This is a genomic window from Pusillimonas noertemannii, from assembly GCF_003096595.1.
Lineage (GTDB): Bacteria > Pseudomonadota > Gammaproteobacteria > Burkholderiales > Burkholderiaceae_B > Pusillimonas > Pusillimonas noertemannii.
The window spans coordinates 869,285-889,326 of sequence record NZ_QEKO01000001.1 but is presented as its reverse complement, the minus strand read 5'-3'; the positions used below and the strand labels follow the sequence as shown (position 1 = coordinate 889,326).

General features: G+C 64.6%; 18 protein-coding genes. 9 read left to right on the top strand and 9 right to left on the bottom strand.

Annotated features, from left to right (window positions below):
- The first annotated feature begins 139 nt into the window (after positions 1–139).
- The 9 genes from C7440_RS04185 (at position 140) to C7440_RS04145 (ending at position 9,361) form a co-directional block, all read left to right on the top strand.
- Positions 140–610 (top strand): 4-hydroxylaminobenzoate lyase, encoded by a 471-nt coding sequence (locus tag C7440_RS04185; protein WP_017525214.1) that lies wholly within the window; start codon positions 140–142, stop codon positions 608–610.
- Between the two features lie 94 nt (positions 611–704).
- Positions 705–2,243: a 3,4-dehydroadipyl-CoA semialdehyde dehydrogenase gene (locus tag C7440_RS04180; RefSeq protein ID WP_116517557.1), complete on the top strand. Its 1,539-nt coding sequence runs from the start codon at positions 705–707 to the stop codon at positions 2,241–2,243.
- A 108-nt stretch (positions 2,244–2,351) separates the two neighbouring features.
- The gene (locus C7440_RS04175; protein ID WP_017525216.1) at positions 2,352–3,905 is read left to right on the top strand and encodes a benzoate-CoA ligase family protein; all 1,554 of its coding nucleotides are present in this window, start codon (positions 2,352–2,354) and stop codon (positions 3,903–3,905) included.
- Between the two features lies 1 nt (position 3,906).
- The gene (locus tag C7440_RS04170; protein ID WP_017525217.1) at positions 3,907–4,722 is read left to right on the top strand and encodes an alpha/beta fold hydrolase; all 816 of its coding nucleotides are present in this window, start codon (positions 3,907–3,909) and stop codon (positions 4,720–4,722) included.
- Positions 4,723–4,782: 60 nt separating this feature from the next.
- Positions 4,783–5,940 (top strand): ABC transporter substrate-binding protein, encoded by a 1,158-nt coding sequence (locus C7440_RS04165; protein WP_017525218.1) that lies wholly within the window; start codon positions 4,783–4,785, stop codon positions 5,938–5,940.
- Positions 5,941–6,007: 67 nt separating this feature from the next.
- Positions 6,008–6,886, top strand: coding sequence for a branched-chain amino acid ABC transporter permease (locus C7440_RS04160; RefSeq protein ID WP_017525219.1), 879 nt, complete (start codon positions 6,008–6,010; stop codon positions 6,884–6,886).
- Between the two features lie 12 nt (positions 6,887–6,898).
- Positions 6,899–7,897, top strand: a complete 999-nt coding sequence (locus C7440_RS04155) for a branched-chain amino acid ABC transporter permease (RefSeq protein ID WP_017525220.1) — start codon at positions 6,899–6,901, stop codon at positions 7,895–7,897.
- 10 nt (positions 7,898–7,907) lie between these two features.
- Positions 7,908–8,654: an ABC transporter ATP-binding protein gene (locus tag C7440_RS04150; protein WP_017525221.1), complete on the top strand. Its 747-nt coding sequence runs from the start codon at positions 7,908–7,910 to the stop codon at positions 8,652–8,654.
- The gene (locus tag C7440_RS04145; RefSeq protein WP_017525222.1) at positions 8,651–9,361 is read left to right on the top strand and encodes an ABC transporter ATP-binding protein; all 711 of its coding nucleotides are present in this window, start codon (positions 8,651–8,653) and stop codon (positions 9,359–9,361) included. Before C7440_RS04150 ends, C7440_RS04145 begins: the two co-directional genes overlap by 4 nt.
- Before the next feature lie 93 nt (positions 9,362–9,454).
- On the opposite strand, the gene C7440_RS04140 is transcribed toward C7440_RS04145, so the two are convergent.
- The 9 genes from C7440_RS04140 to tkt form a co-directional block, all read right to left on the bottom strand.
- Entirely contained in the window at positions 9,455–10,657 is a 1,203-nt protein-coding gene (locus C7440_RS04140; protein ID WP_116517556.1) for an L-threonylcarbamoyladenylate synthase, read from the bottom strand.
- A 179-nt stretch (positions 10,658–10,836) separates the two neighbouring features.
- Positions 10,837–12,021, bottom strand: coding sequence for a 5-(carboxyamino)imidazole ribonucleotide synthase (locus C7440_RS04135; protein ID WP_116517968.1), 1,185 nt, complete (start codon positions 12,019–12,021; stop codon positions 10,837–10,839).
- A gap of 106 nt (positions 12,022–12,127) precedes the next feature.
- Positions 12,128–12,664 (bottom strand): 5-(carboxyamino)imidazole ribonucleotide mutase, encoded by a 537-nt coding sequence (gene purE, locus C7440_RS04130; protein ID WP_017525225.1) that lies wholly within the window; start codon positions 12,662–12,664, stop codon positions 12,128–12,130.
- A gap of 47 nt (positions 12,665–12,711) precedes the next feature.
- Positions 12,712–13,590, bottom strand: a complete 879-nt coding sequence (locus tag C7440_RS04125; protein ID WP_017525226.1) for a phosphoribosylaminoimidazolesuccinocarboxamide synthase — start codon at positions 13,588–13,590, stop codon at positions 12,712–12,714.
- Positions 13,591–14,655 (bottom strand): class II fructose-bisphosphate aldolase, encoded by a 1,065-nt coding sequence (fba, locus tag C7440_RS04120; protein ID WP_116517555.1) that lies wholly within the window; start codon positions 14,653–14,655, stop codon positions 13,591–13,593. It lies immediately after the preceding gene.
- A gap of 187 nt (positions 14,656–14,842) precedes the next feature.
- Entirely contained in the window at positions 14,843–15,475 is a 633-nt protein-coding gene (gene mog / locus C7440_RS04115; RefSeq protein WP_116517554.1) for a molybdopterin adenylyltransferase, read from the bottom strand.
- 88 nt (positions 15,476–15,563) lie between these two features.
- The gene (locus C7440_RS04110; protein ID WP_116517553.1) at positions 15,564–16,757 is read right to left on the bottom strand and encodes a phosphoglycerate kinase; all 1,194 of its coding nucleotides are present in this window, start codon (positions 16,755–16,757) and stop codon (positions 15,564–15,566) included.
- Between the two features lie 142 nt (positions 16,758–16,899).
- Positions 16,900–17,913 (bottom strand): type I glyceraldehyde-3-phosphate dehydrogenase, encoded by a 1,014-nt coding sequence (gene gap / locus C7440_RS04105; RefSeq protein ID WP_116517552.1) that lies wholly within the window; start codon positions 17,911–17,913, stop codon positions 16,900–16,902.
- Positions 17,914–17,928: 15 nt separating this feature from the next.
- Positions 17,929–19,974: a transketolase gene (gene tkt, locus C7440_RS04100; RefSeq protein ID WP_026068092.1), complete on the bottom strand. Its 2,046-nt coding sequence runs from the start codon at positions 19,972–19,974 to the stop codon at positions 17,929–17,931.
- Positions 19,975–20,042: the final 68 nt, after the last annotated feature.

The window sequence follows — 20,042 nt, the reverse complement described above, 5'->3', positions numbered from 1 at the left end:
AAGAAAGCCGTAGATATGCATTATAGTGCTTGACACGGTAGAAGAAAAGGCATAATTTTCAGCCTGACAAGCACATCGGGGATCGGTGTTTGGGGGGCCCCTGTGGCCATGCGCCCCGCCGATCCAGGAAGGACGTATTATGAGCAACATCGAGACATTTCAGGGGCTTATCCGCCAGGTAACAGATTTTATCGGCAGCCAGTCCCTCGACAAAGCCCTTCAGGAAAAACTGAATCAGCAATTTCCCTATAACGGCGAGGCCTGTCAGCGCATTGTAGAAACCTGTAGAAGCGGGGTGGAAGAAGGCTGGATGTGCCAATACGAAGGGGGCGGCGTGCGCTATGGGCGCGTCATCAAGCCGTCGGCCGAGCTGCACGGCTACTCGGTCGACGTCGTCGACATGAACGACCTCGCAGGCCCCCACCATCGGCACCCCAATGGCGAGATCGACCTCATCATGCCCATCTCGCCCGAGGCGCGTTTCGACGGACAACCCGGCGGCTGGCTGGTGTACGGACCCGATTCCGCCCACAGCCCCACCGTGACGCAGGGACGCGCGCTGGTGCTCTATCTGCTGCCCGAAGGCAAGATCGAGTTCACCCGCCAGTAAGGGCTTCCGCCCAAAGCGTTGGCGACACACGCCACGACCGGCCGTATTTTTCGGCGGACTCTGTTCGCCTCGCTTCAAACAGCACAGGACACTTATGAAGAAACTCGCTAACTATGTTCAAGGCCGCTGGCAGGAAGGCACCGGCGAAGGCGCCGTTCTGTTCGACCCCGTGCTGGGCACTGCGCTGGCCTCTGTTTCCGCCCAAGGCATCGACATGGCCGCAGCCTATGATTTCGCACGCGAACAGGGCGGCGCCGCGCTGCGCAAGCTCAGCTACGCCGAGCGCGCAGACTTGCTGGCCCAGGTGGCGCAGGTGCTGCAGGCCAACCGCGACAAATACTACGATATCTCGCTGCAGAACTCGGGTACGGTCAAGAACGACACGGCCGTCGATGTCGACGGCAGCGTCTATACCCTCTCTTATTACGCAAAGCTGGGCTCGAAGCTGTCCGACGGCCAATTACATCTCGACGGCGAGGCCGATTCGCTGGCCAAGGACAAAGCCTTCGCCAGCCAGCACGTGCAGGTTCCCGTCCGCGGCGTCGCCCTGCTGATCAACGCCTTCAACTTCCCGGCCTGGGGGCTGTGGGAAAAGGCCGCCCCCGCCTTGCTGTCGGGTGTGCCGGTGGTGGCCAAGCCCGCCACGGCCACGGCGTGGCTGACCCACGAAATGGTCAAGGACGTGGTCGAGGCGGGCATTCTGCCCGAAGGCAGCCTCAATATCGTGTGCGGCCGCCCCGACGGCCTGATGGACGCCCTGAACGGCCTCGACCTGGTCTCGTTCACCGGCTCGGCCGACACCGCCGCCACCCTGCGCCAGCACCCCCGCATACAGCATGACGGCGTGCGCTTCAACGCCGAAACCGACAGCGTCAACTGCGCCCTGCTCGACCCCGAAGGCAGCGGCGCCGACCTCTTGGTGCGCGAAGTGGTGCGCGAGCTCACCATCAAATCGGGCCAGAAATGCACCGCCATCCGGCGCATCCTGGTGCCTCAGGCCAGCTACGACGCCGTGTCCAAGGCCATTGCCGACAAACTGCAGACCATTTCGGTGGGCGACCCGCGCAACGAATCGGTGCGCATGGGCAGCCTGGTCAGCGCGCAACAGAAAAAAGCCGTCCTCGAGGGCATCGAGCTTCTGGCCGGCCACTGCGACGTCATCTTCGACGGCCGCAACACGCCGATCCAGGCCGAATCGGCCGACCACGCCTGCGTGGCGCCCATGCTTTTCGGCACGCGCGACCCCGACGGCCAGGCGCTGGTCCATGAAACCGAGGTGTTCGGCCCCGTGGCCACCATCATGCCCTATCGCGACCCCGAGCACGCCTACGCACTGGCCCGGCGCGGCATGGGCTCGCTGGTGGCTTCGGTTTACGGAGAAGACCCCGTCTTTCTCGCCCAGGCCGCGCTGAACCTGGCTGAAAGCCATGGCCGCGTCCATGTCATCAACAGCGAAGTCGCCAAGGTGCAGACCGGCCACGGCAATGCCATGCCCCAATCGAACCACGGTGGGCCCGGCCGCGCCGGCGGCGGACAAGAACTTGGCGGCTTGCGGGCCCTGGCCTTCTATCACCGCCTGGCGGCGATACAGGCCTCGCCCGAGGTGCTGGCCCAACTGACGGCGGGTTCCTGAATAAGCCTCTTTATATATAGATAGTGGCTCACGCCGCACCCGATACACCCAAACCGAGAAGACGCCTGGCGCCGCCCCGCAGTACCTACGCAAGATCTGGAGACACTGATGCAAGCCTGCCCCGCAGAATTCAACTTCGCCCAACACCTCGCCGAAATCAACGCGGGCCGAGCCGACAAAACGGCCTATGTCGACAGCCAGGGCACGCTGTCCTACGGTGAGCTGGCCCAGCGCGTCGCCAAGTTCGCGGGCCTGCTGCAAGAACTGGGCATCCGCCGCGAAGAACGCATCTTGCTGTCGATGCTCGACATCAACGACTGGCCGGTCGTCTTCCTGGGTGCCCTGCACGCCGGCGTGGTGCCGGTGGCCGTCAACACGCTGCTGCCCGCGGCCGACTATGCCTACATGATGGAGCACAGCCGCTGCCAGGCCGTGTTCGTGTCCGAGCCTCTGCTCGGCACCGTCCAAGAGGCCATGGGCATCGCCCGCCATGAAGTCAGGCATGTGGTGGTCGCCCGACCCGAGGGCAAGCTGGCGGCCGGCCTCATCGAGCTCGAAAGCCGCCTGCAGCAGGCGGCCGAGGTTCCGCCCGCGGCCACCAAGGCCGATGAAATCGCCTTCTGGCTTTATTCGTCGGGCTCCACCGGCCAGCCCAAGGGCGTGGTGCACAGCCACGCCAACCTGTGGCACACGGCCGAGCTCTACGGCAAGCCGGTGCTGGGCGTGCGCGAAGACGACATCGTGTTCTCGGCCGCCAAGCTTTTCTTTGCCTATGGCCTGGGCAATGGCCTGACCTTCCCGCTTTCGGTCGGCGCCACCGTGGTGCTGATGGACGAGCGCCCCACCCCGGCCGCCGTGTACAAGCGCCTGGTCGAGCACAAGCCCACCGTGTTCTGTGGCGTGCCCACCCTGTACGCCAGCATGCTGGCCTTCGACGCCATGCCCTCGAAGGCCGATGTGGCCATGCGTGTCTGCGCCTCGGCCGGCGAGGCCCTTCCGCGCGACCTGGGCGACCGTTTCACCCAGCAATTCGGCTGCCGCATCCTCGACGGCATCGGTTCGACCGAGATGCTGCACATCTTTCTTTCCAACCGCGAAGACGACCTGCGCTACGGCACCACCGGCAAGCCGGTTCCCGGCTATGAAGTCGAACTTCGCGACGACGAAGGCCGTCCCGTGCCTTGCGGCACCATCGGAGACCTATACATAAAGGGCCCCAGCGCCGCCCTCATGTATTGGAACAACCGCGACAAGACCCGCTCTACCTTCCTGGGCGACTGGGTCAAAAGCGGCGACAAATACGTATGCGACGAAGAAGGCTATTACACCTATTCGGGCCGCAGCGACGACATGATCAAGGTCAGCGGCCAGTATGTGTCGCCCATCGAGGTCGAGAACATCCTCATCCAGCATACGGCGGTGCTCGAGGCGGCCGTCATCGGCGCCGCCGACGGCCAGGGCCTGGTCAAGACCATCGCCTATGTGGTGCTGCGTTCGGGCAATTCGGCCTGCGACGCCATCCAGCAAGAGCTGCAGGCTTTCGTCAAGGGCCAGCTGGCTCCCTTCAAGTATCCGCGCACCATACATTTCGTCGACGAACTGCCCAAGACGGCAACCGGCAAGATCCAGCGCTTCCGCCTGCGCGAACAGGAAAAGCACTGATATGGCAGACAGCACGCCCCTTGCCGCCGCCACGACCCATGCGCGCATACGCGCGCTGGGCCGCGAAACCGACATCGAGTACTACCTGATCGCGCCCGAAAAACGGGACGCCGACCTGATCATCTTCCTGCACGAAGGCCTGGGCTCGGCCTCGATGTGGAAAGACTGGCCCGCCCAGCTGTGCGAGGCCGCCGGCTGCCGCGGCCTGGTCTTTTCGCGCTATGCCTATGGCGCCAGCACGCCCCGGCCGCCGGATGAAAAATGGCCCGTCGAGTATATGCACGACCAGGCCCGCGAGGCCTTGCCGGCATTGCTCGAGGCCCTGGACCTGCAAGACGAAAGGCCCATACTGTTCGGCCATAGCGACGGCGCCTCGATCGCGCTGCTGTATGCCGCCATGTATCCCGATGCCGTGAAGGCCATCGCGGTGGCCGCTCCGCACATCTTCGTCGAGGACATCTCCGTCAAGAGCATCGAGGCCGCCCGCGAAGCCTATCTGCACACCGATCTGCCCCAACGCCTGGGGCGCTATCACAGCGACACGGATTCGGTGTTCTGGGGCTGGAACGACATCTGGCTGAACCCCGAGTTCCGCAAGTGGAATATCGAGGCCTATCTGGACCAGATCCGCTGCCCCATCCTGGCGCTGCAGGGCGTCGACGACGAGTACGGCACCCTCGATCAAATCCAAGGGATTAAACGGATTGCAACACATGCAAAGCTCTGTATCATTGAGCGCTGCCGCCATTCCCCTCACAAAGACCAACCAGAAACAGTCATTCGCGAAGTCGTGGATTTCCTCCACGGCCTCACTTGAACCGCGCCCATTTGCGCATCCCCTGAAGTCACCCCTTTTCATAAAAAACAGGAGTAGGCAATGAAAAAAACCCTTACCCGCACGGCCCTCGCAACGGTGCTGGCATTCAGCGCCGGCAGCGCATTCGCCGCCGTCAAGGTCGGCTTCATGCTGCCCTATAGCGGCACGTATGCGAAGCTGGGCGAAGCCATCGAGAACGGCTTCAAGCTGTATGTGCAAGAGCAAGGCGGCAAGCTGGCCGGCCAAGAAATCGAATACTACAAGGTCGACGACGAGTCCAACCCCTCGAAGGGCCCTGAAAACGCCAACCGCCTGATCAAGCGCGACGGCGTCGACATCCTGGTCGGCACCGTGCACTCGGGCGTGGCCATGGCCCTGGCCAAGGCAGCCAACGACTCCGACACCACGCTCATCATTCCCAATGCCGGCGCCGACGCCATCACCGGCCCCCTGTGCAGCAAGAACGTGTTCCGCTCTTCGTTCTCGAACTGGCAGCCCGGCTATGCCATGGGCGTGGTCGCTGCCGACGAAGGCTTCAAAACGGCCGTTACCATCTCGTGGAACTACGCCGCGGGCAAAGAGTCCACCGACGGCTTCAAAGAGTCGTTCGAGAAAGGCGGCGGCAAGGTCGTCAAGCACCTGACCCTGCCCTTCCCCAACGTCGAGTTCCAGCCCCTGCTGACCGAAATCGCCTCGATCAAGCCCGACGCGGTCTACACCTTCTTCGCAGGCGGCGGCGCCGTGAAGTTCGTGCAAGACTATGCCGCGGCCGGCCTGAAAGATTCCATCCCCCTGCTGGGCGCCGGCTTCCTCACCGACGGCACGCTCGAAGCACAGGGCGAATCGGCCCAGGGCCTGCAAACCACCCTGCACTATGCCGACGGCCTTGATACGCCTCGCGACAACCAGTTCCGCGAAGACTACATCAAGAACTTCCCGCAGCTTCCCCCCGACGTCTACGCCGTGCAGGGCTATGATGCGGCGCAAATGCTCGACGCCGGCCTGAAGGCCGTCAACGGCGACGTCAGCAAGAAAGACGAAATGCGCACCGCCATCCGCAGCGCCAAGATCGACAGCCCGCGCGGCGAGTTCACCCTGTCCAAGGCCGGCAACCCCGTGCAAGACATGTACCTGCGCAAGGTCGAAGGCGACAAGAACCAGTTCGTGAAGATCGCCGTCGAAAAACTGGCCGACCCCGCACGCGGCTGCAAGCTGTAAATCCGTACCCGCATGGGGCGGGCGCGCCGCGCCTGCCCCGTGCACCCGTTGAACCAAAGGAATATTCGTGGACCCGGCCATCCTCCTGATCCAGTGCCTCAATGCCGTCCAGTACGGCCTTTTGCTTTTTCTCGTCGCCAGCGGCCTGACCCTCATCTTCGGCATCATGGGCATCATCAACCTGGCCCATGGCAGCTTCTACATGATCGGGGCCTACATGGCCTTCGCGCTGCAGCCGCTCGTGGCCCAGTACCTGGGCGGGGGCTTCGTCATTACCGTGCTGGTGTGCGTGGTGCTGGCCACCGTGCTGGGGTACTTCCTCGAATGGGCCTTCTACAGCTACCTGTACACACGCGAGCACCTTCAGCAGGTGCTCATGACCTACGGCCTCATCCTCGTCTTTGAAGAGCTGCGCAGCATCATCGTGGGCAACGACGTGCACGGTGTGCCGGTGCCTTCGTGGCTGAACGGCTCGGTCGCCCTGGGCGACGTCATGACCTATCCCGTGTATCGCCTGTTCATCTCGGCGGTATGCATCCTGATCGCGCTGCTCATGTTCTGGGTGCTCAATCGCACCCGCCTGGGCATGATGATCCGCGCCGGCGCCAGCAACCGCGAAATGATCAACTCGTTGGGCATCGACATCAACCGCCTGTTCCGCATTGTGTTCGCCATCGGCGTGGCGCTGGCGGCGCTGGCCGGAGCCATCGCCGCTCCGGTGTCCTCGGTGTACCCGGGCATGGGCAACGCCGTGCTCATCATCTGCTTCGTGGTGGTGGTCATCGGCGGCATCGGCTCCATCAAGGGGGCGTTTCTGGCCGCCATGCTGGTGGGCTTCGTCGATACCTTCGGGCAAGTGTTCTTCCCCGCGGCCGCGGGCGTCATGGTCTACCTGCTCATGGCCGCCATTCTTCTGTTCAAGCCCGAAGGGCTCTTTAAACACTAATCAAGGCCGATCATGCGTTTCATTCTTCGTGCCGTTTTGCTGCTCGTGCTGCTGGCGCTGGTGCTGTCCTTGCCGTCGTTCGCCTCCAGCTATTACCTGGGCCTGGTCATCAAGATCATGATCTACGCCCTGTTTGCGCTCAGCCTCCAGCTGCTGGTGGGCTGTACCGGCCTGGTCAGCCTGGGGCACTCGGCGTTCTTCGGCATTGCCGCCTATTTCGTCACCCTGCTGTCGCCCGAATCGGGCGCGGGCAACATGCTGTGGCTGCTGCCCGGCGCCATGCTGGCCGCCATGGGCTATGCGGTGGTCACCGGCGCGTTGGCGCTGCGTACCAAGGGCATCTACTTCATCATGGTCACCCTGGCCTTTGCCCAGATGGCCTATTACGTATTCCACGACACCGCCCTGGGCGGCGGCACCGACGGCATCTATCTGTACTTCCGGCCCGAAATCCGCCTGGGCGACTGGGTGGTGCTCAATATCGACAACCAGTTCGTGTTCTATGTGTTCACGCTGGCCTGCCTGCTGCTTACCTGGGCCTTCCTGGCCCTGCTGATGCGCTCGCGCTTTGGCGCGGCACTGACCGGCATACGGGTCAACGAGCAGCGCATGCGCGCGGCCGGGTTCTCCACCTTCAAGTACAAGCTCATCGCCTATGTCATCGGCTGCGGCCTGGCCGGCGTCGCGGGCTTCTTGTATGCCGCCAAAGACGGCTACGTGAACCCCGAGCTGCTGGCCTGGGAGCAATCGGGCCTGGTGCTGCTCATGGTCATCCTGGGCGGCATGGGCCGCCTGTGGGGCGCCGTGCTGGGCGCCGTGGCGCTGACCCTGCTGCAAGAGCTCTTCCAATCGCACGCCCTGTTCGGCGAATTTGCCAGCCGGTGGCACCTGACCTTCGGCCTGGCCATCATCGCCCTGGTCGCCGTCCTGCCCCAGGGCCTGGCGGGCCTGCCCGAACAATTGCGCAACCGCCGTCGCTCCAAGTCCATCTCGCCGGCTTCGGCCCAGTAAAGGCAGCACCATGACGCAAACTTTATTATCGGCCCAGCACATCACCCGCCGTTTCGGCGGCCTGACGGCCATCGACAACGTCTCGCTCGAGCTCAAGCGCGGCGCCGTGCATGCCGTCATCGGCACCAATGGCGCGGGCAAATCCACCCTGGTCAGCGTCCTGTCGGGCGAACTGGCGCCCAACGAGGGCACCATCCACATGAACCAGCAGAACATCACCGACTGGCCCCAGCCCCGCCGCGCGCGGGCGGGCCTCGGACGCAGCTACCAGCGCACCACCATTTTCCCGTCCCTCACCGTGCACGAAAACTGCCGCCTTACCGCGCAGGCCAACCATCAGCACTTCTGGAGCTGGACGCCCACCAGCCGCTGCCTTAAAAGCAACGAGGCCGCCGACCGGGCGCTCGAGCTGGCCGGGCTGTCGGGCTTTGGCGACCAGATCGCCGGGCTGCTGTCGCACGGCGGCAAGCGCCAGCTTGAAATCGCCATGAGCCTGTCCACCCACCCCAGCGTGCTGCTGCTCGACGAACCGCTGGCCGGCATGGGCTCTGAAGAAACCGATCGCATGCTCAACCTGCTGGCCTCGCTCAAAAGCGAGCACGCCATCCTGCTGGTCGAGCACGACATGGATGCTGTCTTTCGCATTTCCGACGAGATCACGGTCATGGTCAACGGCGCGGTCATCGCCCATGGCGATCCGGCCAGCATCAAGGCCAATCCGCTGGTGCAAACGGCCTATCTCGGAGACGACGAATGACAACGCTTATCGAAGCCTCGGGGCTGCATACTTATTACGGCGCCAGCCACGTGCTGCACGGAATCGACCTGCGCATCGAGGCAGGCGAATCCATCGGGCTGCTGGGCCGCAACGGCATGGGCAAGACCACGCTCATTCGCACGGTCATGGGGCACCTGGCCCCGGCGCAGGGCAAGATCGTGATTCGCGGGCGCGACAATACGCGCGCCCAGCCGCACCAGATCGCCCGCCAGGGGGTGGCCTATGTGCCCGAAGGCCGGGGCATCTTCCCCAATCTCGACGTGCGCGAGAACCTGCTGGTGGCCGCGCGCCCGGGCTACAAGGGCCGCAAAGACTGGACCTACCAACGGGTGCTCGATACCTTCCCGCGCCTGACAGAACGCCTGGGCCACGGCGGGCAACAGCTTTCGGGCGGCGAGCAGCAGATGCTGGCGATCGGCCGTGCGCTCATGACCAACCCCGACATTCTCATTCTTGACGAGGCCACCGAAGGGCTGGCGCCGCTCATCATCAACGAGATCTGGCGCATTATCGAGGCCATCCGCGATACGGGCGTGGCCACGCTTATCGTCGACCGCAACTATCGCAAGGTGCTTACACATACCGACCGCTGCGTGGTGCTTGAAAAAGGCAAGGTGGTCGAACAGCGCGACAGCCCCACGCTGGCCAGCCAGACCGAGCTGCTGACACGGTATCTGGGGGTTTAGCGGCTCTACTTCCGCGACATGTCTCGGTGACAACGCCTCGTTTTTGAACCTGGCCTCAAAGGTTGGAATCTGTATCCAACTTTTGAGGCCAGTTCATTTAGATAGGCTGACGTCGAAGGCCGCTGCGGCGCGGCCCAGCCTGTCGTTGACGGCGCGCCAGGGCGCCGAGCGGGGGGGCTGCTCGAAGACCAGGCGGGCATAGCCGTCCTGATCGAGGCGGCGCAGCAAAGCGTAGAGCTCGCGGGCGTAGGCGTGAGGCTCTGCCTTCACCACGAACCAATCGATTCCGGGCACGGAGGAAGGCTTGCCCTCGGGTCGCTCGAACACGATGCACGCCAGGCGTTGCCCGGGGAGAAGGCCGGCATCGGCCAGCTTCTGGATTCCGTCCCACGACGATACCTGCAACGGCGTGCGAGGCGCGTAATGGGCCTTGAGCGAACCCGAAACGCGGGGCGCCTGGCTCTGCGCCCGGTCTTGAACTTGATCCTGTCGCGGCTCCTGTCTTTGGCTCCCCGCTCGAGCCTGGCTCAACGGCTCTTGAACGAGGCCGCCCCCGCCTCGCTGATGTGCTACCTCGACTCTGCTCGAGTCATGCATGCCCTCGCCTGCTTCGCCTGGAATAAGGCTCTCGGGCGCCAGGCCCAGCACCTCGCCCATCTGAACTGCAGTGATGTGACCGGGGCGCAAGATGACGGGGCCCACGCCCTGCTCCAGGCGTGAAAGGTCGAGTATGGTCGATTCAATACCCACTTCCGAGGCGCCGCCTTCGAGGATGAGCAATTCGTCTTCAGGCATGCCGGGGAATTCGGCCCGCACGTGCTCGGCCAGGGTGGGAGACACCTGCCCGAACTGGTTGGCGGAAGGCGCCGCGACCCCGCCGTGCCCGCCCTTGAGTTCGGCGAAGCGGCGCAGCAGGGCCTGGGCGACAGGATGAGAGGGGCAACGCAGGCCGATGCTGTCCTGTCCGCCCGCCACGGCGGCGGGAATGCGTTCGGCCCTGGGCAGAATGAGGGTCAAAGGGCCGGGCCAGAAGGCGTCGATCAATTTCTGCGCCTGGGGCGGCACCCGGGCAGCCCAATACTCCAGGCTGGCGCCCGGCGCCAGATGGACGATGACGGGATGATTCGCGGGCCGGCCCTTGGCGGCATAGATGCGCGCAATGGCCTGCACGTTCTCGGCGTCGGCACCCAGGCCATATACGGTTTCGGTCGGAAAGGCGACGAGGCGGCCTTCCAGCAGGCGCTGCGCGGCCCGCCGGATTTCGGCTTCCATCGCGTCGTCGAAAAAAAAGTTCATGCTCTCGTCTTTATCTACTTATTCACTCGCCCGTAAGCGGCGGATAAACGACCATCCCACAAATGGCTTTGGCCCCCGACGCCATATCGTCACCTCCACGACCCTGCCCCCGATCAAGGCGGCCTTTCCGGCCACCGTATCGAAGGATCAGGCCTGAAACCGCTTGAACCAGGAACCCCTTAAACGTCGAAGGGGATGCGCAGCGCGGCGGCCGCTTCACGCGCGCCTTCGCGGGCCGCCCCGAGCGTGGCGCCCAGCACGGTGACATGGCCCATCTTGCGTCCGCGGCGGGCCTCGGCCTTGCCGTACAGATGCAGCTTGGCGCCGGGCACGCCCAGTACACGGGTCCAGTCGGGCTCACGCAGCTCGCCCTGCGCGTCGAACCAGACGTCGCCCAGAACATTGAGCATGACCGAGGCGCACAGGCAGGAAGGGTCGCCCAGCGGCTGGCCGGCCATGACGCGGGCCTGCTGCTCGAATTGGCTGCTGATGCAGGCATCTATAGTGTAGTGCCCGCTGTTGTGCGGCCGCGGGGCCATTTCATTGGCCACCAGCCGCCCGTCGTTCAGCACGAAGAACTCGACGCACAGCACGCCGACATAATCCAGTGCATGGGCGACGTCTTGCGCGATGCGCGCCGCGGCTTGGTGAAAAGCCTGCGCCGACTTGGGAGCCTGGGGCTCTACCGTGGAAACGGCAAGAATGCCGTCGCGGTGCTCGTTGAGCGAGGGCGCATAGGCCACGGACTGGCCCTGCGCATTGCGCGCCACCACCACGGAGATCTCACTGGCAAGCGGCACCAGGGCCTCGAGCACGCAGGGCACGCGGCCCATGGCTTCCCATGCTTCGATGGCCTCGGCGCGGCTGGCGACACGCACCTGTCCCTTGCCGTCGTAGCCCAGGCGGGCTGATTTCAAGATGCCGGGGAACAGCTCGTTGCCGGCCTGCTCCAGCTCGCCAGGCTGAACAATGGCGGCATGCGGGGCCACGGGCACGCCGGCCCGGGCCAGAAACGACTTTTCGGCGATGCGGTCCTGCGCAATGGCCACCGAACGCGAATCGGGGCTGACGCGCACGCTTTGCGCCAGCCTTTCCAGGCTTTGCGCGGGCACGTTCTCGAACTCGGTGGTTACGGCGGCGCACAGGCCGGCCAGGCGGTCCAGCGCCTGTGCATCGTCGTAGGCGGCCTGTATGTGCAGGTCGGCCACCACACCGGCCGGACACTCTGCCGCCGGATCGAGCACGGCCACCTTGTAGCCCATGCTTTGCGCCGCATGGCAGAACATGCGTCCCAATTGCCCGCCGCCCAGCATGCCAAGCCAGTTGCCGGGTGCAATTACGGAAACATCGGAGGGTGTATTCATGTCGGATGTGTTGTGCGCGGTGCTAATGAATGCGGCTGGAAAATGCATCGTAAGGCCTGGAGCCTGTTGCCGCCCAACGCAATAATGTTCAAGTGCAAGGCAGGCCCTAAGCGGTTTGATCATTGCCTGGCGGCGGCACGACCATATTGCGCGCGGCCTCGGTCTGCCTGGCGCGGAAGGCATCGAGCTTGTCGCGCAGCGCGGGCTCGGTAACCGCCATGCAGGCAATGGCGTGCAGCGCGGCGTTGGCCGCACCCGCCTCGCCGATGGCGAAAGTGGCAACCGGTACGCCCTTGGGCATCTGCACGATGGACAGCAGGGAATCCTCGCCCCGCAGATAGCGCGAGGGCACGGGTACGCCATAGACGGGCACCGGCGTAAGCGCCGCCATCATGCCCGGCAGATGGGCGGCGCCCCCCGCTCCGGCGATGATGCCGCGCAGCCCGCGCCGGACAGCCTGCGCGCCGTACTGCGCCATGTCTGCGGGCATGCGGTGCGCCGAGATGACCAGGGTTTCGTGCGGCACGCCGAAATCGCTCAGCATGTCGGCCGCGTGCTTCATGATGTCCCAGTCGCTGGACGAACCCATGATAATGCCGATCAGCGGTTGCTTATCGGTGGACGTATCGGCAATAGAGCTCATAAGCCTGTCGGAAAAAAGCCCGGCTGGCGGGCGTGCTGCGGTGGGTTTCAGGAAGTGAGGCGGGTAACCGCCTCGCGATACTTGGCGGCGGTTTTTTCAATGACCTCGGCCGGCAGGCGCGGCGCCGGCGGGGTCTTGCCCCAGGGCTGGGTTTCGAGCCAGTCGCGCACGAACTGCTTGTCGAACGACGGCGGGCTGATGCCCTCGGCGTATTCGCTGGCGGGCCAGAAGCGCGATGAATCGGGCGTAAGCACCTCGTCCATGAGATGCAACGTGCCTTCGGCATCGAGCCCGAACTCGAACTTGGTGTCGGCGATGATAATGCCTTTTTGCGCAGCGAAGGCGGACGCTTCGGAATAGAGCCGCAGCGTGACGTTGCGGATCTGCTCGGCCATGTCCTGGCCGACCTCGGCCACCACGTGGGCGAAATCGACGTTCTCGTCGTGGGCGCCGACCTCGGCCTTGGCCGCCGGCGTAAAGATGGGCTCGGGCAGGCGGCTGGCCTGCTTGAGGCCGGCCGGCAGCGAAATGCCGCAGACCGAGCCGGTAGCCTGATAGTCTTTCCAGCCTGAACCGATCAGGTAGCCGCGCGCCACGGCCTCGACCATGACTGGCTTGAGACGCTTGACCACCATGGCGCGACCCGCCACCTGGTCGCGCTCGTCGGCCGCCACCACGTCTTCGGGGGCAATGCCGGTGGAATGGTTGGGCACGACATGGGCCAGCTTGCCAAGCCAGAACTGGGTAAGCTCGGTAAGCACCTGGCCCTTGCCGGGAATGGGGTCGTCAAGAATGACGTCGAAGGCGGAAATGCGGTCGGAGGCGACGATGAGCAGCTTGTCGTCGCCCACGGCATACATATCGCGCACCTTGCCGCGTGCCAGCAGGGGCAGCGACTTGATCTGCGATTGATGCAGTGCTGTCATTTACTGCACCACCTGGGCCAGTTCGCCGGCCGCATAGCGGCGTGCCATTTCGTCAAGCGCGACGGGCTTGATCTTGCTGGCGTTGCCGGCGGTGCCGAACTGCTGGTAGCGCTGCAGGCAGATCTGCTTGGCGGCCAGACGCGCGGGCTTGAGGTATTCGCGCGGGTCGAACTTGGAGGGGTTCTCGGCCATGAAGCGGCGGATGGCGCCTGTCATAGCAAGCCGGATGTCGGTGTCGATGTTGACCTTGCGCACGCCGAACTTGATGGCCTCTTGGATTTCTTCGACCGGCACGCCGTAGGTTTCTTTCATGTCGCCGCCGAACTGGCGGATTTCGGCCAGCAGCTCTTGCGGCACGCTGGAGCTGCCGTGCATGACCAGGTGGGTGTTGGGCAGGCGGGCGTGGATCTCTTTGATGCGCGAGATGGAAAGGATGTCGCCCGTGGGCTTGCGCGAGAACTTGTAGGCGCCGTGGCTGGTGCCGATGGCGATGGCCAGGGCGTCGAGCTGGGTCTGGCGGACGAAGTCGGCGGCCTGCTCGGGATCGGTAAGCAGCTGCTCCATGGTAAGCGTGCCCTCGGCGCCGTGGCCGTCTTCTTTGTCGCCCTTCATGGTTTCAAGCGAACCCAGACAGCCCAGCTCGCCCTCGACCGTGATGCCCAGCTTGTGGGCCATGTCGACCACGCGCTTGGTCACGTCGACGTTGTATTCGTAGTCGGCAATCGACTTGCCGTCTTCTTCAAGCGAGCCGTCCATCATGACACTGGTAAAGCCCAGGTCGATCGCGCCCTGGCATATGGCCGGAGACTGGCCATGGTCTTGGTGCATGACCACGGGCAGGTGCGGGTAGCTTTCGACCGCGGCCTGGATGAGCTGTTTCAGGAAGCCTTCGCCGGCGTATTTGCGCGCACCCGCCGAGGCCTGCATGATGACCGGGCTGTCGGTTTCGTGCGCGGCCTCCATGATGGCCTGTACCTGCTCGAGATTGTTGACGTTGAATGCCGGGATGCCGTAGCCGTTCTCGGCGGCATGATCGAGCAACTGGCGCATGGAAACTAGGGCCATGACAAGACCTCCAAATCAAGAATAAAGGGGATTGCAGCAATTTTACCCGAATGGGCGGCGGGCATCGGCCCGCGCGGCGCCTCGAAAACGTTTGGAGACAAAGGCTTGAAGCCTGTAAACACATCGGAGCCCGTAGGCTGGCCCCGCCTTTGCCGGCCTGCGCACCGACCGTCCGGCGCCCAGGGGCTTAAGAGCGCGGCGCGCGCACGGCCGACTTGGGCCGAAAGGCCTTCACGATCCGCTCGTGCGTCTCGATATAAGGGCCGCCGATAAGGTCGATGCAATACGGCACGGCCGCAAAGATGCCCGGCACAAGCTGCGCGCCATCGGCGTCCTTGAGGCCTTCGAGCGTTTCCTTGATGGCCTTGGGCTGGCCCGGCAGGTTGATGATCAGGGCGGCATGGCCGGCCGTCTCGCGAACAACCGCCACCTGGCGCGAAAGTATGGCCGTGGGCACGAAGCGCAGGCTGATCTGGCGCATCTGCTCGCCAAAACCCGGCATCTCTTTGGTGGCGACCTCGAGCGTGGCCTCGGGCGTGACGTCGCGCCGCGCGGGGCCCGTGCCGCCGGTGGTCAGCACAAGGTCGCAGCCCGCCTCGTCCACCAGCTCGATGAGCGTGCGGGCGATGAGGGGCTTTTCGTCGGCGATGAGGCGGGTGGCGTACTGCGCCGTACCCAGCAGGGCCTCGTCCAGCCACGACTGCAGCGAAGGAATGCCCTGGTCCTGGTAGGCTCCGCTGGATGCGCGGTCGGACACCGATACCAGGCCAACCAGAAGCTCGTCGGGATTACGGCGCGTCAGGCGCGGGTTCGTAGGCATGGAGACCTCCTGCATAGTGTCGGCTCGGGCGGCCGGCATGCCTGCCGCCAGCGCGCCCGATCAAGGCGGATATTTCAGGCGGGCGGCTTCAGGCGGCGCGCTGCTGAAGGATGTCGACGGCGGGCAGCACCTTGCCTTCGAGGAACTCGAGGAAGGCGCCGCCCCCGGTTGAAATATAGCCGACCTTGCCGGCGATGCCGTACTTGGCGATGGCCGCCAGGGTATCGCCGCCGCCGGCGATGGAAAACGCCTCCGATTCGGCGATGGCGCGGGCGATGGCCTCGGTGCCGCCGGCAAAGGCGTCGAACTCAAATACGCCCACCGGGCCGTTCCACACGATGGTGCCCGCCTTGCGCAACATCTCGGCCAGCGCGGCGGCGGTATCGGGGCCGATGTCCAGGATGAGGTCGTCGTCGGCCACTTCATTGGCCGGCTTGACCACGGCAGGCGCGTCGGCCGCGAAAGACTTGGCGCATACCACGTCGACCGGAATGGGCACATCGGCGCCGCGTTGCTTCATCAGCTCGATGACCGCGCGCGCCTGGTCGACCTGCTCGGCCTCGGCCAGCGACTTGCCGATGGACAGCCCCTGGGCCAGCATGAAGGTATTGGCAATGCCGCCGCCCACGATCAGCTGGTCGACCTTGTCGGCCAGCGATTGCAGTATGGACAGCTTGGTCGACACCTTGGAGCCGGCCACGATCGCCACCATGGGGCGCTTGGGGTCTTGCAGGGCGCGGCCCAGGGCGTCGAGCTCGGCCTCGAGCAAGGGGCCGGCGCAGGCGATGGGCGCATAGCGCGCGATGCCGTGCGTGGTGGCTTCGGCGCGGTGCGCAGTGCCAAAGGCGTCGTTCACGTATACATCGCACAACGCCGCCATCTTGCGCGAAAGCGACTCGTCGTTCTTCTTCTCGCCCACGTTGCAGCGGCAGTTTTCCAACAACACGACCTGGCCCGGATCCACCGAAACGCCGTCGATCCAGTCTTGCACGAGCCGCACCGGCTGCCCCAGCAGTTCGCTCAGGCGCGCCGCCACCGGCGCCAGGGTGTCGGCCGCCTGGACCTTGCCTTCGGTGGGACGGCCAAGGTGCGAGGTAACCATGACCGAGGCGCCTGCGTCGAGGGCCATGCGGATGGCGGGAATCGAAGCACGGATGCGCGTGTCTTCAGAGATTTCGCCCGCATCGTTGAACGGCACGTTGAGGTCGGAGCGGATGAACACGCGCTTGCCCGACAGTGCGTCGGTCTTGGCCAGGGCAGAAAGAGTTTGGATCGAAGACATGGAAACGGATCATAGTTGAGGCGAATAACGCCGGTGTGCAAGCCGGCACTCTGCGCCGCTGTTTCAAGGAAGCCTCGGGCTCCGCAAAGTTACATTCAAAGGGCGGGAATGATTCCCGCCCTTCAAGTGCCGCAGCGTCGGATTACTTGGCCGACATCAGGGCCACGGTGGTGTCGAGCATGCGGTTGGAGAAGCCCCACTCGTTGTCGTACCACGAACCGACCTTGACCAGATTGCCCGAGACTTTGGTCAGGCCTTCGTCTACCGTGCTGGACGCGGTGGAGTGGTTGAAGTCGACCGACACCAGCGGTTCGTCGGTGTAGGCCAGAATACCCTCGAGGGGGCCTTCGGATGCCGCCGCCTTGAGAATGGCGTTGACCTCGTCGACCGAGGTTTCACGCGCGGCCACGAACGACAGGTCGACCAGCGACACGTTGATGGTGGGAACGCGAATGGCGTAGCCGTCGAGCTTGCCGTTGAGCTCGGGCAGCACCAGGCCGACCGCGGAAGCCGCACCGGTCTTGGTGGGGATCATGCTGGAAGTGGCCGAACGCGCGCGACGCAGGTCGCTGTGATAGACGTCGGTCAGGACCTGGTCGTTGGTGTAGGCGTGGATGGTGGTCATCAGGCCGGTGACGACGCCGATTTTCTGATGCAGGGGCTGCACCAGCGGGGCCAGGCAGTTGGTGGTGCACGAGGCGTTCGAGATAACGGTGTCGCTGGCCTTGAGCACGTCGTGGTTCACGCCGTACACGATGGTGGCATCCACATCTTTGCCGCCGGGAGCCGAGATGATGACCTTCTTGGCGCCACCCTGGATGTGGGCGCCGGCCTTTTCCTTGGTGGTGAAGAAGCCCGTGCACTCGAGCACGACGTCTACCTTGAGCTCGCCCCAGGGCAATTCGGCGGGGTTGCGGTTGGCCAGCACGCGAATGCGGTCGCCATTGACGACCATGTAGTCGCCGTCGACTTCGACCGTGCCGGGGAAACGGCCGTGCGCCGTGTCGTAACGGGTGAGGTGGGCGTTGGTCTTGGGGTCGCCCAGGTCGTTGATGGCGACGATTTCGATGTCGTGCTTCTTGCCGTCTTCATAGTGGGCACGCAGAACATTGCGCCCGATACGTCCGTATCCGTTGATCGCTACGCGAATTGCCATGGTGATTCTCCTGTTTTACAAAATTTGCTCGACGGCCGCCGCGACGTGCTCGACGGTAAGGCCGAAATGCTTGAATAGGACGCCGGCCGGCGCAGATTCGCCATAGGTGTCGAGGCCGACCACCGCGCCTTCGAGACCCACGTACTTGTACCAAGCGGTGGTAACGCCGGCCTCGACGGCAACGCGCGGCAGGCCCTTGGGCAGCACGGCGTCGCGCCATTGCGCGTCTTGCTCGTCGAAGATCTGTGTGCAGGGCATGGACACCACACGCACCGCGATGCCGCGCGCGGCAAGCTGCTCTTGTGCGCCCAGGGCCAGGGCCACCTCGGAGCCTGTGGCGATGATGACCGCCTTGGCGTTCGGGGCATCGCGCAACACGTAGCCGCCGCGGGCAATGGCCTGGATGCCGTCGTCGTCGCGCTGCACGAAGGGCAGGTTCTGGCGCGACAGCAGCAAGGCGCTGGGGCCGCCCTGGCGGACCGCCATGCCCAGGCTGGCCGGGCGCTGCAGCGCCAGCTGCCATGCCACCGCGGTTTCTGTGGTGTCGCAAGGACGCCAGACGTGCAGATTGGGAATGAGGCGCAGGCTGGTGGCGTGCTCGACCGACTGGTGGGTGGGGCCGTCTTCGCCCAGGCCGATGGAATCGTGCGTGAACACGTGCACCACGCGCTGCTTCATGAGGGCGGCCATGCGCACCGCATTGCGCGAGTAATCGGAGAACGTAAGGAAGGTGCCGCCGAAAGGAAGGTAACCGCCGTGCAGGGCCATGCCGTTCATGATGGCCGCCATGCCGAACTCGCGCACGCCGTAGTTGATGTGGCGGCCGAACTGCAGGCCATCGCCGGTGGCGCGCACGGGTGCCACGCCCTTCCAGTCGGTGAAGTTCGAGCCGGTAAGGTCGGCCGAGCCGCCCACCATCTCGGGCAGTATTTCGGCAAACGCGGCAATGGCAAACTGCGAGGCCTTGCGGCTGGCGACGGTTTCGGCCTTTTCAGCGGTGGCCTGCACAAAAGCGCGTGCCTTCTCGGCAAAGTCGGCGGGAAGTTCGCCGGCCATGCGGCGCTTGAGCTCGGCGGCTTCGGTCGGATAGGCCTGGGCGTAGGCGTCGAAGGCGCCCTGCCATTCGTTCTGCCACAACAGGCCCTTGTTGCGGGCGCTCCAGCGCTGATAGACGTGGTCGGGAACCGTGAAAGGTTCGTGGGGCCAGTTCAGCGCTTCGCGCGTGGCGGCGATTTCGTCGGCGCCCAGCGGCGCGCCGTGCACTTTCTCGGTGCCTGCCATGGTGGGCGCGCCCTTGCCGATGACGGTGCGGCAGCAAATAAGCGTGGGGCCCTTGCCCTGCGCGGACCAGGCCTTGGCCTGCTCGATGGCCTGGTCGACGTCGGCCACGTTGTGGCCGTCGACGTTGCGCACCACGTTCCAGCCATAGCTTTCAAAGCGCGCGGGGGTGTCGTCGCGGAACCAGTTTTCGACCTTGCCGTCGATGGAGATGCCGTTGTCGTCGTAAAAGACAACGAGCTTGGACAGGCGCAGCGTGCCCGCCAGCGAGCAGGCTTCGTGAGAGATGCCCTCCATCAGGCAGCCGTCGCCCACGAAGGCATAGGTGAAGTGATCGACCACCTTGTGGCCGTCGCGGTTGAATTCCTGGGCCAGCAGGGCCTCGGCCAGCGCCATGCCGACCGCGTTGGCCAGGCCCTGGCCCAGCGGGCCGGTGGTGGTCTCGACGCCGGCGGTGATGCCCACTTCGGGGTGGCCGGGTGTGCGCGAATGCAACTGCCGGAAATTCTTGAGTTCGCCGATGGGCAGGTCGTAGCCGGTAAGATGCAGCAAGGCGTAGATCAGCATCGAGCCATGGCCGTTCGACAGCACGAAGCGGTCGCGGTCGAACCAGGCCGGATCGGCCGGATTATGGCGCAGGTGGCGGGTCCAGAGGGCCTCGGCAATGTCGGCCATGCCCATGGGCGCGCCCGGGTGGCCGGAATTGGCTTGTTGGACCGCATCCATGGAAAGCGCACGGATGGCATTGGCCAAAGTGGAGTCTTGGGCTGGCGAAGGGCTCATGGGGTATTCTCTAAGACCTGGCGGCCGCGTATGGGCCGCTTTCCGGCGAAGCGTTGCAAAGCCACTGA